Source organism: Afifella marina DSM 2698 (genome assembly GCF_900102695.1).
Lineage (GTDB): Bacteria > Pseudomonadota > Alphaproteobacteria > Rhizobiales > Afifellaceae > Afifella > Afifella marina.
The window spans coordinates 125,692-141,342 of record NZ_FMVW01000008.1 but is presented as its reverse complement, the minus strand read 5'-3'; the positions used below and the strand labels follow the sequence as shown (position 1 = coordinate 141,342).

The 15,651-nt window shown below is 62.7% G+C and carries 19 protein-coding genes; 5 read left to right on the top strand and 14 right to left on the bottom strand.

Features of this window, described 5'->3' with window-relative positions:
• Positions 1-85: 85 nt before the first annotated feature.
• The 11 genes from ychF to lgt all read right to left on the bottom strand — a co-directional run bounded on the left by ychF (position 86) and on the right by lgt (position 9,621).
• Entirely contained in the window at positions 86-1,189 is a 1,104-nt protein-coding gene (gene ychF, locus BLP76_RS15315) for a redox-regulated ATPase YchF (RefSeq protein ID WP_092815247.1), read from the bottom strand.
• Positions 1,190-1,231: 42 nt separating this feature from the next.
• On the bottom strand, positions 1,232-1,924 hold the full coding sequence (gene pth, locus BLP76_RS15310; RefSeq protein ID WP_092815244.1) for an aminoacyl-tRNA hydrolase: 693 nt from the start codon (positions 1,922-1,924) through the stop codon (positions 1,232-1,234).
• A 32-nt stretch (positions 1,925-1,956) separates the two neighbouring features.
• Positions 1,957-2,613, bottom strand: coding sequence for a 50S ribosomal protein L25/general stress protein Ctc (locus BLP76_RS15305; RefSeq protein WP_092815241.1), 657 nt, complete (start codon positions 2,611-2,613; stop codon positions 1,957-1,959).
• A 144-nt stretch (positions 2,614-2,757) separates the two neighbouring features.
• Positions 2,758-3,969, bottom strand: coding sequence for a chromate efflux transporter (gene chrA, locus BLP76_RS15300; protein WP_092815238.1), 1,212 nt, complete (start codon positions 3,967-3,969; stop codon positions 2,758-2,760).
• Positions 3,970-4,095: 126 nt separating this feature from the next.
• Entirely contained in the window at positions 4,096-5,028 is a 933-nt protein-coding gene (locus tag BLP76_RS15295; RefSeq protein WP_092815235.1) for a ribose-phosphate pyrophosphokinase, read from the bottom strand.
• 124 nt (positions 5,029-5,152) lie between these two features.
• Positions 5,153-5,539: a hypothetical protein gene (locus BLP76_RS15290; RefSeq protein ID WP_139163759.1), complete on the bottom strand. Its 387-nt coding sequence runs from the start codon at positions 5,537-5,539 to the stop codon at positions 5,153-5,155.
• Positions 5,540-5,744: 205 nt separating this feature from the next.
• Complete coding sequence (gene pgeF / locus BLP76_RS15285) at positions 5,745-6,515, bottom strand: peptidoglycan editing factor PgeF (protein ID WP_092815229.1); 771 nt, start codon at positions 6,513-6,515, stop codon at positions 5,745-5,747.
• 106 nt (positions 6,516-6,621) lie between these two features.
• The gene (locus BLP76_RS15280; protein ID WP_092815226.1) at positions 6,622-7,110 is read right to left on the bottom strand and encodes a copper chaperone PCu(A)C; all 489 of its coding nucleotides are present in this window, start codon (positions 7,108-7,110) and stop codon (positions 6,622-6,624) included.
• 21 nt (positions 7,111-7,131) lie between these two features.
• Positions 7,132-7,626 carry a copper chaperone PCu(A)C gene (locus tag BLP76_RS15275; RefSeq protein ID WP_244514612.1) on the bottom strand — a complete coding sequence of 165 codons (495 nt, stop codon included), beginning with the start codon at positions 7,624-7,626 and terminating at the stop codon, positions 7,132-7,134.
• Positions 7,627-7,720: 94 nt separating this feature from the next.
• Positions 7,721-8,794 carry a class I SAM-dependent methyltransferase gene (locus tag BLP76_RS15270; protein WP_200170578.1) on the bottom strand — a complete coding sequence of 358 codons (1,074 nt, stop codon included), beginning with the start codon at positions 8,792-8,794 and terminating at the stop codon, positions 7,721-7,723.
• Positions 8,791-9,621 carry a prolipoprotein diacylglyceryl transferase gene (gene lgt, locus BLP76_RS15265; protein ID WP_244514611.1) on the bottom strand — a complete coding sequence of 277 codons (831 nt, stop codon included), beginning with the start codon at positions 9,619-9,621 and terminating at the stop codon, positions 8,791-8,793. Before lgt ends, BLP76_RS15270 begins: the two co-directional genes overlap by 4 nt.
• Positions 9,622-9,851: 230 nt before the next feature.
• Between lgt and BLP76_RS15260 the strand changes: the two genes are divergently transcribed.
• From BLP76_RS15260 to BLP76_RS15240, 5 genes are all read left to right on the top strand, one after another.
• A complete protein-coding gene (locus BLP76_RS15260; RefSeq protein WP_092815223.1) occupies positions 9,852-10,148 on the top strand; it encodes an accessory factor UbiK family protein in 297 nt (98 codons plus the stop codon).
• A 256-nt stretch (positions 10,149-10,404) separates the two neighbouring features.
• Positions 10,405-10,905: a type III secretion system chaperone family protein gene (locus BLP76_RS15255; RefSeq protein ID WP_092815220.1), complete on the top strand. Its 501-nt coding sequence runs from the start codon at positions 10,405-10,407 to the stop codon at positions 10,903-10,905.
• 3 nt (positions 10,906-10,908) lie between these two features.
• Entirely contained in the window at positions 10,909-11,742 is an 834-nt protein-coding gene (proC, locus tag BLP76_RS15250; RefSeq protein ID WP_092815217.1) for a pyrroline-5-carboxylate reductase, read from the top strand.
• 100 nt (positions 11,743-11,842) lie between these two features.
• Positions 11,843-12,526 (top strand): TetR family transcriptional regulator, encoded by a 684-nt coding sequence (locus tag BLP76_RS15245; RefSeq protein ID WP_092815214.1) that lies wholly within the window; start codon positions 11,843-11,845, stop codon positions 12,524-12,526.
• Between the two features lie 2 nt (positions 12,527-12,528).
• Positions 12,529-12,882, top strand: a complete 354-nt coding sequence (locus tag BLP76_RS15240; protein ID WP_092815211.1) for a tRNA-binding protein — start codon at positions 12,529-12,531, stop codon at positions 12,880-12,882.
• A gap of 6 nt (positions 12,883-12,888) precedes the next feature.
• Here BLP76_RS15240 and BLP76_RS15235 read toward each other — a convergent pair whose 3' ends face one another.
• The 3 genes from BLP76_RS15235 to BLP76_RS15225 form a co-directional block, all read right to left on the bottom strand.
• Entirely contained in the window at positions 12,889-14,265 is a 1,377-nt protein-coding gene (locus BLP76_RS15235) for an ATP-binding protein (RefSeq protein WP_420867628.1), read from the bottom strand.
• A gap of 90 nt (positions 14,266-14,355) precedes the next feature.
• Positions 14,356-15,072: a response regulator gene (locus BLP76_RS15230; RefSeq protein WP_092815208.1), complete on the bottom strand. Its 717-nt coding sequence runs from the start codon at positions 15,070-15,072 to the stop codon at positions 14,356-14,358.
• Positions 15,069-15,620: a MarR family winged helix-turn-helix transcriptional regulator gene (locus BLP76_RS15225; RefSeq protein ID WP_244514610.1), complete on the bottom strand. Its 552-nt coding sequence runs from the start codon at positions 15,618-15,620 to the stop codon at positions 15,069-15,071. The genes BLP76_RS15230 and BLP76_RS15225 overlap by 4 nt, the downstream gene beginning before the upstream one ends.
• Between the last annotated feature and the right edge of the window lie 31 nt (positions 15,621-15,651).

Here is a 15,651-nt window from a genome sequence, read left to right as displayed (position 1 = left end):
AGGGTCGGCAAAAATCCCTGTCGAGGAGTTCAGGCCCAGAAGTCGAGGCCAGAGAGTGTAAGCCCACGAGCTGAGGCCCAGAAATTCAGGCGTTGAACTTGAAGAGAAGGACGTCGCCGTCTTCCACGACATATTCCTTGCCTTCGTCGCGTGCACGACCCGCCTCCTTGGCGGCCGTCTCGCCACCGAGCTCGATGAAATCATCGTATTTGATGGTCTGCGCGCGAATGAAGCCGCGTTCGAAGTCGGAGTGGATCGTGCCTGCGGCCTGCGGGGCTCGCGAGCCGCGCCGGATCGTCCAGGCGCGCGCTTCTTTCGGGCCGGCCGTGAAGAAGGTGATCAGATCCAGAAGCTCGTAGCCGGCGCGGATAAGCCGATCGAGGCCCGGTTCCTCAAGGCCGAGATCGGCGAGATAATCGGCCTGCTCTTCCGAATCGAGCTGGGCGATTTCTGCCTCGATCGAGGCAGAGATGACGACGCAGGCGGCCCCTTCGGCCGCGGCACGTTCCGCGACGCGAGCGGAATGGGCGTTGCCCGTAGCCGCTTCGTCTTCCGCCACATTGCAGACGTAGAGAACGGGCTTGGAGGTCAAAAGTCCGAGCGTGCGCAGGATCGCCCGATCCTCGTCGGAGAGTTCGGCGCGGATCGTGCGCACCATGCGGCCTTCCTGAAGGGCCGCGAGCGCTTTTTCCATCACCGGCAGAAAGGCGAGCGCTTCCTTGTCTTTGGCCGTCGCCTTCTTGCGCATGGCCACGACACGGCGTTCGAGGCTTTCAAGATCGGCGAGCATGAGCTCGGTCTCGACCGTCTCTGCGTCCGCGACCGGATCGATGCGGCCTTCCACATGGGTGACGTCGCCGTCTTCGAAGCAGCGCAGGACATGCGCGATGGCATCGACCTCGCGGATATTGGCGAGAAACTGGTTGCCGAGGCCTTCGCCCTTGGAGGCTCCGCGCACGAGGCCGGCGATGTCGACGAAGGTGAGGCGGGTCGGCACCGTCTGGGCGGATTTCGTGATCTCTGCGATGCGCTTGAGACGCGGATCAGGGACCGCGACTTCGCCGGTGTTCGGTTCGATCGTGCAGAATGGATAATTCGCTGCTTGTGCCGCGGCCGTCTTGGTGAGCGCGTTGAACAAGGTGGACTTGCCGACATTGGGCAGGCCGACGATGCCGCATTTGAAACCCATGGCGATGCCTGTTCGAAAGTTGGTGTGAAGGGGAGGGTGCGGTCAGGAATCGCGCCGGAAGAGCCTTTTGAGCCCATCGGCAAGCGGTCCAGACCGGTTTTCTCCCGAGGCGCGCAAACTGGCTGGGGCCGGAGACGGAGGTGCCCCCTCGGCGGGACGTTGCGCCGAGCCGTTGCTCGCCAGATGCACGCGGTTCATGAAATTGGCTTCATCGCCCTCTGCCAGAAGACCGACATTTTCCGCAATCGCGCACAAGAGCGGCTCGCGCCACGCTTCGTCTTCTTTGGCGAAATCGTGGAGGACATGGGCGTTGACCAATTCCTTGGCGCCCGGATGGCCGATCCCGATGCGCATGCGGCGGTAGGATTTCCCGATATGCGCGTCGAGTGATCTTAGACCGTTGTGACCGCCATGGCCGCCGCCCGTCTTGAGACGAAGCTTGCCCGGCGCCAGGTCCAAATCATCGTGGATGACGAGCACGTCTTCTGGCTTCAGCTTGTAGAAGCGCATGGCGTCTCCGGCCGAGCGGCCGGATTCGTTCATAAAGGTCGCGGGTTTGACGATAACGACCTTCTCGTCGCCGATCTGGCCCTCTGCGGCTTCCCCCTGGAAACGCGCGCGCCAGTTCGAGAAACGATGATGGCGGTGGATTTCGTCCACCGCCATGAAGCCGATATTGTGCCGATGATGAGCGTACCGGCGACCAGGATTGCCGAGACCGACGATCAACAGCATCGTCCGACCTCCGTTGGTCGAGAGAGGGAGGATTACTCCTCCGTCTCCTCTTCCTCGTCACCTTCGCCTTCGACCTCGGGCTCTTCACCCTCGGCCTCTTCTTCACTCTCTTCGCTGACGAGCGACGCCGGAGCGGCGATCGTTGCGACGGTGAAGTCGCGGTCGGTGATGGTCGGGGTCACGCCCTCAGGCAGAGCGATGTTGGAGATGTGGACGCTGTCGCCGATTTCGAGGCCGGCGAGATCGGCCACCAGATTTTCCGGAATCTGATCGGCCGGCACATGCACCTCGACGGTGTGGCGCACGACATTGAGGACGCCGCCGCGGGTGAGGCCCGGAGCTTCTTCCTCGTTGATGAAGTGCACCGGCAGTTCCAGGGTCAGCGTCGTGCCGCGCGAAACGCGCAGAAAGTCGACATGCATCAGGAAGCCGCGAACGGGATCGAGCTGATAATCCTTCGGGATCACGCGCACCTTGTCGCCATCAACGTTGATGGTTGCGACGGTGGTGAGAAAGCCGCCGGCATGCAGCTTCAAATTCAGTTCTTTGTAGTTCAGCGCGATCGGTGTGGCGGGCTTCTTGTCGCCGTAAATGACGGCTGGGACTTTACCCTCGCGGCGCACGGCACGTGCGGCCCCCTTGCCGCTCCGTTCGCGCACCTCAGCTGTGAGCTCGTAAGTGTGGCTCATTGGTGCACTCCTAGGTTTAAGAAGAGAAAGAGCCGCATGGCGCGGCTCCTCGTACGCCCGGCCTCCAAGGGTGCCGGCACGTGGGTGCGCTTATAGGCGAGACCTGCGTAAAAGGCAATGCGGAGGCGGGACCGTGCAGAGAGGTCAGAGAATGACGGCCCCCACGCCGGCTGCCGCGATCACCACGGCCCATGCTGGCACACGCGGCACAAGAAGGGCCAGAAAGGCGCTTGCGGCGATCGCAAAGCTGTCGAGCGAGTTCACCCCGGCCGTGAAGACCGGATCGTAAAGCGCGGCGGCGAGGATGCCGACCACGGCTGCGTTCACGCCGGCCAGAGCGCGGCGTGCGCCCGGTGCGTGTTGAAGTTCGCGCCAGAAGGGAAGTGCTGCGACCACGAGAAGCGCGCCCGGGAGGAAAATCGCCAACAGGGCGACGAGGCCACCGACGGCCCCGGCGAGAGGCGTTTGCGCGAGCGACCCAAGATAGGTCGAGAAGGCAAACAGCGGTCCAGGCAGCGCCTGGGCGGCACCATACCCGGCGAGGAATGCGTCGCGAGAGACAAGGCCCGGTGAGACGATCTCGTTTTCCAGAAGAGGCAGGACGACGTGGCCGCCGCCGAAGACGAGGGCGCCCGCGTGATAAAAATGGGCCGCAAGCCCAATGCCGGTGGGGCTTCCACGCAGCATGAAAGCCGCGAGAAGGAGGAGGACGAAGATGCCGAAAGCCGCAGCGCCGAGGCGCCGTCCCACTTTCGTGTCGATTGCGGCTTCGGTTTCCCGCGCCTCGACTGCTTTGTTCGGGATGACCAAGAGCCCGACGATTGCGCCAATAAAAATGGCGCCAAGCTGCGTCCACGGCGTGTGCGCGACAAGAACGAGCGCGGCGGCCCCGGCCGCCATGGCAAGGCGACGGAGGTCTGGCGTCAGCTTTTTTGCCATGCCGAGGAGGGCAAGAGCCACCACGGCAACCGCGGCGGCTTTGAGGCCGTCGATCCAGCCGGATCCGATGAGCGGTGAGAGAAAGGCGAAAGCTTCCGCGAAGCCGTACATGAGGAGGGCTGAGGGCAGCGTGAAGCCGACAAAGGCGGCCAGCATGCCGAGATAGCCCGCGCGCATCAGGCCGATTGCCATACCGACCTGGCTGGAAGCCGGGCCGGGGAGAAACTGGCAAAGCGCAATCAAATCGGCATAAGCCGCGTCGCTCAGCCAGCCGCGCTTTTTGACGAAGGCTTCGTGATAATAGCCGAGATGTGCGACAGGTCCGCCGAAAGAGGTGAGACCGCGCACCAGGAAGACCTTGAAGACTTCGAAAGCCGAGCCTTCGGTTACTTGCTCCCCGGCGTCTGGCGCGTGCATGTCGTTCCCCCTCAATTCCGTTGAGGGGCGTATCTCGCACGCCTTATGACGGCTTCAAGACACGAAGGACCTTTGCGGCAGAAGAACCGCGCTCGCAAATCTGATCGCTATTGGGAAGACAGGGCCTTAGTCGAAGAGACTGGAGACCGATTTTTCCAGCGCCGTGCGCGAAATCGCCTCGCCGAGGAGGGCCGCGATCGAAACCACGCGGACATTGTGCGCGCTGGTGACGGCCGCCGTCGGCTCGATGGAATCGGTGATGACGAGCTCTTTCAACCGCGAAGCCGTGATGCGGGCGACGGCTCCGCCCGAAAGCACGCCGTGGGTGATATAGGCGGTGACGGAGGTTGCGCCCTTGGCGAGCAGCGCGTCGGCCGCATTGCACAGCGTGCCGCCGGAATCGACGATGTCGTCGACGAGAAGGCAGTCGCGGCCGGCCACTTCGCCGATGATGTTCATCACTTCCGATTCGCCCGGACGCTCACGGCGTTTGTCGACGATGGCGAGCGGCGCATCGATGCGTTTTGCGATGGCGCGTGCGCGGACCACACCGCCGACGTCGGGCGACACGACCATGACATTGCCGAGCTCGTAATGCTCTTTCACGTCGCGCGTGAACACAGGCGCCGCATAGAGATTGTCCGTCGGGATGTCGAAGAAGCCCTGGATCTGACCGGCGTGCAGGTCGAGGGTGAGGACGCGGTCCGCACCTGCTTCGGTGATGAGATTTGCGACGAGCTTGGCGGAGATCGGCGTGCGTGCCGCCGGCTTCCGGTCCTGGCGGGCATAGCCGTAATAGGGGATCACCGCCGTAATGCGCCGCGCCGAAGCCCGTCGGAGCGCGTCGATGATGATCAACAGCTCCATCAGGTTGTCATTGGCGGGAAAGCTCGTCGACTGGATCGCGAAGACGTCTTCGCCGCGCACGTTTTCCTGGATCTCAACGAAGATCTCTTGGTCGGCGAACCGTCTTACGGCACATTTCGCCAGTTCCACATCGAGATAGGAACTGATCTGCTGCGCAAGACTCCGGTTGGAATTGCCGGCGACGATTTTCATCGGCTGGAAGCCCTCTCAAGCATTCAGGCGGCTCTCCGGAGTGGCGAGCTGCAAAGGAAGCGCCTTTCGGCGGGGTCGCCCTGCACGGCGGCAAGGCTGGCGTATAGCGAACTGTGTGCGTCGATCAACCGGACGCAAGCCAGGATGTCAGTTTGTCGAGTGTTTCCTGAGTGACGAGCGCGAGCGTCTTGTCGTCGACGGCGGACCATGGATCGCTCGCCTTGCGTTCAATCATGATCTTTCCGGCAATCCGATGCACGCGCTTCAAATCGGGCGACAGCACGTCCCAGACATAGACGACGAGTGTCCCGTCGTCTTCCGCGACCGCCGAAAGATAACCCTTCATCGTGTAATTGGCGGTCGCATCCTGAAAGTTGGCGAGCGCGATTCCCCGGCTCGTCGCGCCACGTGCCACTTCGACGGCAAGCGCGTCTGCGATTTTCTGGGGCGGCCCGGTCAAGGGTGCGAAGGCAATCCGTGCGTCTGTCGTGACCTTGCTTGAACTGGACACGGAAGCACCTGGCCCGCCCGTGTTGAGGGCGGGGTTGCAAGCCGCCAGAGGGATGAGCGCGAGAAACGCCAGCAGCGGAGACAGTCGCATAATCAAGCCTTTTCAGAAGGGCCTCATACCGGCTGACCGTGCCGACGTCCACCAGCTAACGCCGCCTGTCCCCTGCGTCTATGCATGGCAGACAGACGCACCTCGTGCTTTCGGCCTATGCCAGGACAATTGCTGAGAGCAGGCGTCCATAATCCTTTTCGCCGCGATGGGTCGTGCGACGATAGGAAAAGAAGCGGTCTTCATCCGCATAGGTGCAAAGATCGAGGGTGTGAGCTTCGATGCCCGCCTCCCGCAGGCGCTTCAAAATATAAGCGGGAAGATCGAACATCGAATGGCCAGCCCGCTCCGATGCGGAGAAGAATCTCTCGTTCTCTCCATCCGCGGAGAGAAAGCGGTCCACAAAATCCGCACCGACCTCGTAGTTTTTGGCGGAGATCGTCGGGCCCAGAACGGCGACGATCGAGGATTGCTCGGCGCCGAGTTGTGCCATTGCGTCGATGGTGGCTTCGAGTACGCCGGAAAATGCGCCTTTCCAGCCGGCATGCGCCGCGCCGATCACGCCGGCCTTCGCATCGGCAAAAAGAACCGGGCCGCAATCGGCGGTGCCGATGCCGAGGAGGACGCCGCGCCGGTCTGTCACCAGCGCATCGCAACGCGGACCCTCGCCGGGCGCCCAGACCTCGTGGACCACCGTCGCGTCGCTGCTGTGGATCTGATGGGGTGTGGCCAGTTGCTCCGGCGCGACCTCCAGATGACGGCAGGCCCGGGCGCGATTCTCCAGGATATGCAGACGGTCATCTGCGGAGCCGAGCCCGGTATTGAGGCTCGCATAGATGCCTTCCGAGACACCGCCCTCCCGCGTGAAGAAGGCGTGACGGATATTGGGGAAGGCGAGGGCATCAGCCTGGATCGGTGTCAGAGACATTCTTCTCTCAAGGTCGTTGAATGGCTGGTCGAGATCGGATCACGCGGGAGCATCGCCCACAATGAAATAATAGGCTGTCGACCCATGATCGTTTCCCCCATCGTCTTCAGCTCGGCGGTTGTCTTGCGCCGGCTGTGGCAACGGGCAACGAGATGTCGATGCGGCCCGCTTTGGCGAAAGTGAGCGTGACCGGGATTCGTTGGTTTTTTGCGAGAGGCTTTGCAAGTCCGCACAAGACGACATGTTCGCCGCCCGGCTTGAGCCTGATCGTGCGGCCGGGCGGAATGCTGATGCTTCTGAGCCGGCGTGTCTCGATGGCGCCGTCTTCATTGAAGCTCGTCTGCCGCAGCTCGCCCCGATCGGCAGAAGGCGTTTCCACATAAAGAAGGCGCTCCGGCTGCAGGCCGGTGTTGGTGATGACGAGGTAGGCGGCGGTATCCAAGGCCTGTCCCGCCGTTGCCCGTGCGAAGCCTGAATGAACGCGCACGGTGCCGCCCGAGGCTTCACCCGGCTGCTGGGCAAGCGCTTTCGCGGGCCCCGCGGAAGCCGCGATGAGCAAGGCACAGGCGCCCAACAGGATTTGCTGGAAATGCATGGTCGCAGCGTTTCCCGGGCCTTACTTCGAGGCTTCAGGAGGCTGCGTGGCTCCGATCCTGGCCGTCGGCAAAGAGATCTCCACTTTTCCTGCTCGTGCGAAAGTGAGGGTCGCCGGAACCGACTTTCCCTCGGTCAAGGCAGACCTGAGGCCCATGAACATCACGTGGTTTCCGCCGGGCTCCAGCGTCACGCTCTCACCCGGCTGAATCTCGAGGCCCTCGCTCATCGCCCGCATTTTCATGACGCCGTCCTGCATGCTCATGGAATGGACGACGCTTTCCTTCGCGAAGGGAGCGGAGACGGAGACGAGACGATCTGATTCAGAACCCGCATTGGAGATCGTGAGATAGCCGCCGGCCGACGGTGCGCCTGGAGGCGTCGCCCGCGTCCACGCATGGCTGATCGTGAGATCGCCGACCTCGATCGGTCCTGCGCCCTGAGCGAAAGCGCTTCCGCCGGCAGCGATGAGCCCTGCTGCGAGCAATGAGCGAAAAGAGCGAGAGAGCGGCATCATCTGTCCTTCCTGTCGGGATGAGGCGTGTCTGCGCCGAAACGGATGGTCGTGTTGCGGGAGACCGCCAGAGGCTGTCCGCGCGCCCATCTGAAATCTACGAGGCGGCAAAGGGTGCCGGTACGAGCCCCGGCTTGACGATGGCCAGAACTTTGAAGAGCTCCCCCATTTCCTCAGGGCCGGCGAGGCGGGTCACCTCGTTTCGAAGCGCCTCCTGCTCCTCTTCGCTGCGCCCGAATCCGAGTCGTCCGGCACGCTCGACGAGCCCGAGATGCAAAAGAAACTCACCCTGGTGCATGGGGCCATAGACATCGGCGCCGGCCGCGAAGGCCGCATCGGACAGCGCCGAAAAATCGACGTGGGCCGTCAGATCAACTTCGCCAGGCCTCTTCAGCGGATCGGCGAATTCGTGCCGGGCGACCGCCTGAAGCGTGTCTCCGAAACCCGCCTCGCCATGTCCGTAGTCGATGATGAGGGCGCCGCCGCCGTCGCTTGCAAAGCGCTCCGCCAACTCGGCCACAATCGGAGCCGCTGCAGGCCGCTCTTCCCAGACATCGCCTTCCTGCGGCTCGAACGGGACATTTTCCGGGCGCCCGGGTCCGAAGCCGAAAGTGAGCTCTCCTTCGGCATCGAGGCCGAGCATGCGCTCCTCCCAGCTCCCCCGCCTGAAGACGAACTGACGGATCGGCAGCGCATCGAAAAACTCGTTGGCGACGACAAAAAGCGGACCCTGCGGCAGCGTCTGGAGGCTTTCATGCCATTCTTTGCGGCCGGCGAAGGAGGCGAGTGCCGTTTCCTGCGCCTTGGCAAGGACGGGGCTCGTCTCCACGAGATGCACGGATAGCGCGCTGCAGAAGTTCGGTTTGAGACGCACGACCCGCAGAATGTCGCTCATCAAGGTGCCGCGGCCGGGCCCGAGCTCGACGAGATTGATGGGCTGCGGGCAGCCCGCCTGTTGCCACAGATCGATGACCCAGGCCCCGATGATCTCTCCGAACATCTGGCTCACTTCGGGGGCCGTGATGAAATCCCCGCTCGCGCCGAACGGGTCGCGAGTGACGTAATAGCCGTGTTCGGGATGGCCGAGGCAATGGCCCATCCAGCTTGCAAGCGTCATCGGTCCGTTGGTGCGGATGATGTCTTTCAGCGCATCTGAAAGTGTCCCCGTCACACCCGAACCTCCGGCGTTCGCGGGCCGCGCCGCAACGCATAGATGACGGCGCCGGCACCGATCAGGATCATGGGAAGCGACAAGATCATGCCCATTGTAAGAAAGGCCGCGATGAAACCGAGCTGCGGGTCAGGCTGGCGGAAAAACTCGACGAAGATGCGGAACGCTCCGTAAAAGATGAGGAAAACGCCGCTCGTCAGCCCGGGATAGCGCAAACTCCTGAAATGATGCGTCAGGAGCCGCAGAATGAGGAACAGCAGGATACCCTCAAGAGCCGCTTCGTAAAGCTGGCTCGGATGTCTTGGAACGCCGCCGCCGCCCGGAAACACCATTGCCCAGGGAACGTCCGTCGGGCGCCCGAAGAGCTCGCCGTTGATGAAATTGGCGATCCGGCCGAAAAAGAGGCCGAAGGGGACGGCGGTCGATACGACGTCGAAAAGCGACATCAATGGAAGGCCGCGTTTCCAGGAGAACGCCATCATGGCCACGATCGTGCCGATCAGACCGCCGTGGAACGACATTCCTCCTTCCCATAGCCGAAAGAAGGCGAGCGGCTCGTTCAAGAAGTGGTCTGGCTGGTAGAAGAGGGCATATCCGAGCCGCCCACCGAAAATGATGCCTACGGTGATCCATAAGACGAAATCGTCGAGATCTGCGACCGTGAGAGGCGCTCGGTCTCCCTGCCAGAGGCGGGGATTATTCGTCTGCCGCCTCGCGTACCACCAGCCGAGAAGGATGCCGACAAAGTAGGCGAGACCGTACCAGCGCACGGCGAGGGGGCCGATCTCCACGGCAACGGGATCGATCTTCGGAAACGGCAGGGCCACGGGAGTTCACGATGCTTCTGTTTAAAGCGCGCCGGACCCTTGCCCAGAATGGCGCTGCGGGTCAACCGGGCGCGGGGTGCCGCCACCGCACGTGCTCTCCCGCGACCCCACGCCCTTGTCTCTCCGCTTGCGGCAGGGCATTGAGCTCCTATATCTCACCCTCTGTATGCCGCAGCGCCACCGAAGGAACGCCTGGCGTCAGTGCCAAACAATGCCGGAAAGGGATCCCGATGACGCAGACCTCCAATCGCCTCATGGACGAATTCGCCAAGCTGATGACGGATGCGACGGGGGTAGCCCAGGGGGTGCGGCGCGAAGCCGAAACGGCGATGCGCTCTCAGCTTGAGCGGATCATGTCCGAGCTCGATCTCATCCAGCGCGAGGAGTTCGAAACCGTTCGTGACATGGCTTTGAAGGCGCGCGCAGAGAACGAGGCCTTGCAGCAGCGTGTCGCTGCTCTCGAAGCGCGGCTTGCCGGCGACGAAGCACGGCTTGCGGCCGACGAGGAAGGGCCTCTCGCCGACTGACATTTCCCGTCCGCGCGATAACGGCCCCCGACGTCGGGTTCGGCGTCGGGCGATCGGTCGTGGAAAAGCCGTCTCCGACCGAGCTGCGGGTTTTGCGGCACGCCTTCGTTCCTATACTTGGAAACAGAAGAGATTCGTGGCGTCATCAAATCGACACGCCCACACCTAAGGCTAAAGAACTGAAGGAGCTGCTGATTCTCATCGCGTCCCATCACTTTCCGATGCCTTGCAACCTCCCAAGATGCGAGGGCCAATTATGAGCCTGCTCGATTTTCAGACCGCTGCCGCCGGAAATCTTGTCGACCTGGTGGAGCAGATCGCCACCTATCACGATTGGAGTTTTGACCGGTCCGGCGAGGACGAAATTACCGTTTCGATCGCCGGCAGCTTCTGCGACTACAATATTTCTCTGTCATGGATGGAAGAACTGGAGGCGATGCATCTTGCTGCCGCCTTCGATTTTCGTGTCAGTGAGCGCCGCAAGACGGAAATCATGCGTCTTCTGGCGCTGGTGAACGAGCAATTGTGGATCGGCCATTTCGATCTCTGGCAGGCCGAAGGCGTCATCATGTATCGAAGCGCATTGCTTCTTTCCGACGGGGCCGAGGTCAACACCGGTCAGCTTGAGGGAATTCTTTCCGCGGCTGTTGAAGCCTGTGAGCGCTACTACCAGGCCTTCCAGTTCGTCATCTGGGCCGGAAAGTCTCCCGAGGAGGCTCTGGGTTCGGTTCTTTTCGAGACGCTCGGAGAGGCATAGACGATGACCGTCGAAGCGCCTCTTTCCGAGACTGGGCCTGTTCTCCTGATCGGAGCCGGACGGATGGGGGGCGCCATGCTGGAGGCGTGGCTTTCCGCCGGGCTTCGGCCGGAACGGACGATCGTCCGCGATCCTGGGCTTTCGCCGGAGAGGGCGCAGGAGCTCGGCGCCCGCGGCGTGGCCATTTCGAACGGAGCCGAGGAAGTCGACCGAGCACCGCGTGTCCTGGTCCTTGCCGTCAAGCCGCAGCAGATGGACAACGTCCTGCCGGAGGCCGCGCTCTACGCAGGCAAAGAGACATTGATCATCTCGGTCGCCGCCGGCATCGGTCTCGGCCGATTGGCGAAAGGGTTTGAGGCCTCATCGCGCATCGTCCGGATTATGCCCAATACCCCGGCTCAGGTCGGAGCAGGCATGGCCGTGGCGGTGGGCAACGATGCGGTGAGCGAGCAGGACCGCGCTCTGGTCGATGCCCTGATGCGCCCGACCGGAGAGATTGCCTGGATCGACGATGAAGGGCTGATCGATGCGGTGACGGCGGTGTCGGGGTCAGGCCCGGCTTACGTCTTCCATCTCGTCGAGGCGATGGCCGCCGCCGGCGAAGCCGCCGGATTGCCGGCGGAGCTTTCCATGCAGCTTGCGCGGCAGACGGTGGTCGGCGGCGGAGCGCTTCTCGCTGGAAGTCCGCTGGCTGCGGAGGAACTGCGCCGGAACGTGACGTCTCCGGGTGGTACCACCCAGGCGGCCCTCGATGTGTTGATGGCCGAGCATGGTCTCGTCGATTTGATGCGCGAGGCCGTCGCTGCCGCCAAACGGCGTTCGATCGAGCTCGGCTGAGCGAAGCCTGCGGCATTGTGGCAGGGTCTTGCCCCGTCATTGCGGCCTCTATCTACAAGAGCGCCACGCCATATTTGAGGGCAGAAGGGAATTGACCACGATGGCCACTGCCAAAACCCGCGACAAGATCATCGACGCGTTGCTCGACCTCGTGGCCGAGCGCGACTGGGATGACGTGACGCTCGCCGATATCGCCGACGCGGCGGGTGTGACCTTGCAGCAATTGCGCGAAACCTATGACGGTCGGGGCGACATCCTCGGGGATTTTTCTCGGCGAACCGACCGCGCCGTCCTTTCCAATCTCGATCCGGACATGGCGTTCGAAAGCCGCCGCGAACGGCTCTTCGATGTGCTGTTCTCGCGCTTTGAAGCTTTGGGGACCCATAAGCATGCCGTTTCGGGCCTTGCCCATTCGGCGAGGCGCGACCCGCTTCTGGCCGCAGAGCTGAACCGGCACCTTGTCACGTCGATGGCTTGGATGATGACGGCGGCCGGTATTTCGTCTGGCGGACCGGGAGGACTGGTTCGGGCGCAGGGACTGGCTTTCCTGTGGAGTCGGGTGATGCGCACATGGCTGACCGACGATGACCCGGGTCTTGCGCGCACGATGTCGGCGCTCGATCGCGAACTCCGCAAGGGCGAGCGGGCGGTGATGCGTCTCGATCGGCTGGCGCGTTTCCTGCCGCGACCGCCCGGAGGCCGCCGCCACACAGCGCCGCGAAGCGCGCCGGCGCCTGAAGAGGCGGCACCGTCCGAGGGCTCCCAGGCCAGCGGAGCCGCGTGACGATGAGCGATCCTGTTTGCGAGACGATCGCCTTCGATGATTTTCTGAAAGTCGATATCCGTGTCGGTCGCATCGTCGAGGCTGCCCCGTTTCCGGAAGCGCGCAAACCCGCTTACAGGCTTCTCATCGATTTCGGCGAGGAGATCGGGCAGAAGAAATCCTCCGCGCAGATCACCAAACATTATGAACCGGGCGAACTGGTCGGACGGCAAGTTCTTGCCGTCGTGAATTTTCCTCCGCGCCAAATCGGTCCAATGCGCTCCGAGGTTCTGACGCTCGGCGTTCCCGATGCCGATGGAGAGGTCGTGCTGATCGAGCCCAATCTCGAGGTGCCCGTCGGTGGGCGGCTTTTCTGATGGCCGCTACGCCGGAATAGTCACCACCGCTCTCAATCCGCCGAGCCTGCTGTCTTCCAGGGCAATGTCGCCGCCATGGCTGCGGGCAATGTCGCGCGCGATGGCAAGTCCAAGCCCCGTTCCCCCGACATCGACATTGCGGGCATCATCCAGCCTGTAGAACGGGCGAAACACCGCTTCCTTATCCTCGTCGGGTATGCCCGGCCCATCGTCATCGATGGTGATTTCCAGGATCCCGTCGCGATGGGTGGCGCTGATCTCGACGCGATCGGCGAATTTTGCTGCGTTCGTGAGAAGGTTTGAGATGCAACGCGCGAGAGCTGTCGGGCGTACATGGATCTCCGGTTCGCCCGAGAAGTTCAGCACCACCGCGTCGCCGCTTCGCCGCGCGTGGTCGGCAAGGGTTTCGAGGAGATCGGGCAGCACCACGGCCTCCGTTTCTTCGCCCGCGTCACCCTTGGCGAAGGCCAGATAATCCTCCAGCATACGGCTCATCTCTTCGACGTCATTCTGCATCGCCTGGCTTTCTTCGCCCTCCGGCAGGAGAGCGAGCTCCAGGCGGAACCGCGTCAGAATGGTTCTGAGGTCATGGCTCACGCCCGACAGCATCGTGGTGCGTTGCTCGATCTGCCGTTCGATGCGCTCGCGCATGTCGAGGAATGCCTGGCTCGCCTGCCGGACCTCCCGGGCTCCCCGGGGCTTGAAGTTCTCCACGTTGCGGCCTTTGCCAAAACTCTCGGCCGCATAGGCGAGGGCGACGATCGGCTTGATCTGATTGCGCAGAAACAACAGTGCGATCGCCAGCAGGATGAGGGCGCTGCCGCTCATCCAGACGAGGAAGATGTGCGAATTGGAGGCATAGGCGCGGCGACGCGGCGCAAAGACGCGCAGGACCACATCGTCGAGCCGAATGCGGATCTCGACGAGATCGGAATTGCCGACGGTGTCGATCCAGAACGGGCGGCCGATCACCTGAGTGATCTGCTCGGACAAGGTGTGGTCGAGAAGGGAGAAGAAGGGCTTTGGAACGGGCGGCGGCAGGGGATCCGGCGGCAAGATAGAGACGGTGAGCTGAAACGTATCGGCCGCGAGCCGTGTGACGTCGAGATAGCCGGGCTCGTGGGGATAGCGTTCGATGACCGCGATGAGAGCGGCGATGTCGCCGGTGAGCGATTGCGACAGGCGCTCGGTCACGAGCTGCCAGTGCCGCTCCATGAAGACATAGGCAACGATCGCCTGGAGAATGACGATCGGGGTGACGACGATCAGAATGGAGCGGGCGAAGAGCCCCTTCGGCATGCGCCCCATGAGCCGGTCGCCGAGCCCGCCGAACGGCCGGATGCGTTTGAGCCGGCGGCGCCAACGTCTGAGTGAGCGACGCAGGCCCTGGCGATTGAGGCGCGCAGGCGTGCCCCGATCAGGGAAGACGGCCGAGACTGCACGTCTAAGGAACGGCGCTCGCGACATCAGATATCAGTCGACCATCAACCGGTAGCCGATGCCGCGAACCGTCTGCAGATGCACCGGATTTGAAGGATCGGCTTCGATCTTGCGCCGCAATCGGTTGACCTGCACGTCGACGGTGCGCTCGCCGCTCGCATCGGAGCTGGACAAAAGCTCATGGCGAGGCACGGTTTCGCCCGGGCGGCTGGAGAAGGCTGTGAGCAATTCGCGCTCGCGGTCGGTGAGACGGATCGGCTCCAGCCCGCGCTTCAGCTCTCCGCGCTCGAGATGGAATGTGAAGGGACCAAAGCGCACGAATTCGATTTCGCGCACGGGAGGCGGGCTCCCGCGTTTCAAGATGTTGCTGATGCGCAGAAGAAGCTCGCGCGGCTCGAAGGGCTTGGCGAGATAATCGTCGGCGCCGAGCTCGAGACCCCGCACGCGGCTTTCTGCCTCCGACCGCGCCGTCAGCATCAGGATCGGCACGTCGTCGGTTTTGCGCAGGCTTGCCACCAGATCCATGCCGTTTTCGCCGGGCATCATCACATCGACGATGAGGAGATCAAAGGTCATGGCTGAGAGATGGCGTCGCGCCTCTTCCGCCGATGCGGCGACGGTCACGCGGTAACCGCCATTCCTCAAAAAACGTGAGAGCAGGGAGCGGATGCGGTTGTCGTCATCGATGACGAGGAGATGGGGAGCATCGTCCGGCAGCTCTGCCGGCACCGCCTGTTCGGCGAGGGTCATGCGCTGGTTCTTTCCTCAAACACCCGTCGCGCCACGTCGCCCTGTTCCGCTTCATTGACCATGTTGAGCAGAAAGTCTGCGATGGTGTCGCGTGCATCAGGCTCAAGACGAGCCAATGCCCTCTCGATTCGGCGAGATTGTGGTTCGCGCAGACGGGCGGCGAGCGCCTCGCCTTCTGAGGTGGCGAAGAGCAGCCTTTCCCGCCGATCCGTCTCGCCAGGCTGCTGTTCGATGTACCCACCCGTGATGAGTTGCTTCAGAACCCGGCCGAGGCTCTGCTTGGTGATCTTCAGCATGTCCAAGAGGTCCGCCACGCGCATACCAGGGTGGCACGTCACGAAATGCAGCACCCGGTGATGCGCACGGCCGAACTCATAGCGCGCGAGGATCGCGTCCGGATCGGAAATAAAATCTCGATATGCAAAAAAGAGCAAAGACATTAGGTCGTCATAGCGCTCTTTGGGAAAAATCGGCGCGATCCGTTCGCGTGAGGGCGTAATTACGTCAGCCATGTTGACATATTTTCCGTCGTTGACTACGAAGGTCAAGCCGTTTGTGTATGGTTGCTGGGCAGGAGAG

Bases quoted from the DNA above. Each gene is read 5' to 3' on its own strand.
- ychF (WP_092815247.1), bottom strand. From the start codon at position 1,189: ATGGGTTTCAAATGCGGCATCGTCGGCCTGCCCAATGTCGGCAAGTCC.
- pth (WP_092815244.1), bottom strand. From the start codon at position 1,924: ATGCTGTTGATCGTCGGTCTCGGCAATCCTGGTCGCCGGTACGCTCAT.
- BLP76_RS15305 (WP_092815241.1), bottom strand. From the start codon at position 2,613: ATGAGCCACACTTACGAGCTCACAGCTGAGGTGCGCGAACGGAGCGGC.
- chrA (WP_092815238.1), bottom strand. From the start codon at position 3,969: ATGCACGCGCCAGACGCCGGGGAGCAAGTAACCGAAGGCTCGGCTTTC.
- BLP76_RS15295 (WP_092815235.1), bottom strand. From the start codon at position 5,028: ATGAAAATCGTCGCCGGCAATTCCAACCGGAGTCTTGCGCAGCAGATC.
- pgeF (WP_092815229.1), bottom strand. From the start codon at position 6,515: ATGTCTCTGACACCGATCCAGGCTGATGCCCTCGCCTTCCCCAATATC.
- BLP76_RS15280 (WP_092815226.1), bottom strand. From the start codon at position 7,110: ATGCATTTCCAGCAAATCCTGTTGGGCGCCTGTGCCTTGCTCATCGCG.
- BLP76_RS15275 (WP_244514612.1), bottom strand. From the start codon at position 7,626: ATGATGCCGCTCTCTCGCTCTTTTCGCTCATTGCTCGCAGCAGGGCTC.
- BLP76_RS15260 (WP_092815223.1), top strand. From the start codon at position 9,852: ATGACGCAGACCTCCAATCGCCTCATGGACGAATTCGCCAAGCTGATG.
- BLP76_RS15255 (WP_092815220.1), top strand. From the start codon at position 10,405: ATGAGCCTGCTCGATTTTCAGACCGCTGCCGCCGGAAATCTTGTCGAC.
- proC (WP_092815217.1), top strand. From the start codon at position 10,909: ATGACCGTCGAAGCGCCTCTTTCCGAGACTGGGCCTGTTCTCCTGATC.
- BLP76_RS15245 (WP_092815214.1), top strand. From the start codon at position 11,843: ATGGCCACTGCCAAAACCCGCGACAAGATCATCGACGCGTTGCTCGAC.
- BLP76_RS15240 (WP_092815211.1), top strand. From the start codon at position 12,529: ATGAGCGATCCTGTTTGCGAGACGATCGCCTTCGATGATTTTCTGAAA.
- BLP76_RS15230 (WP_092815208.1), bottom strand. From the start codon at position 15,072: ATGACCCTCGCCGAACAGGCGGTGCCGGCAGAGCTGCCGGACGATGCT.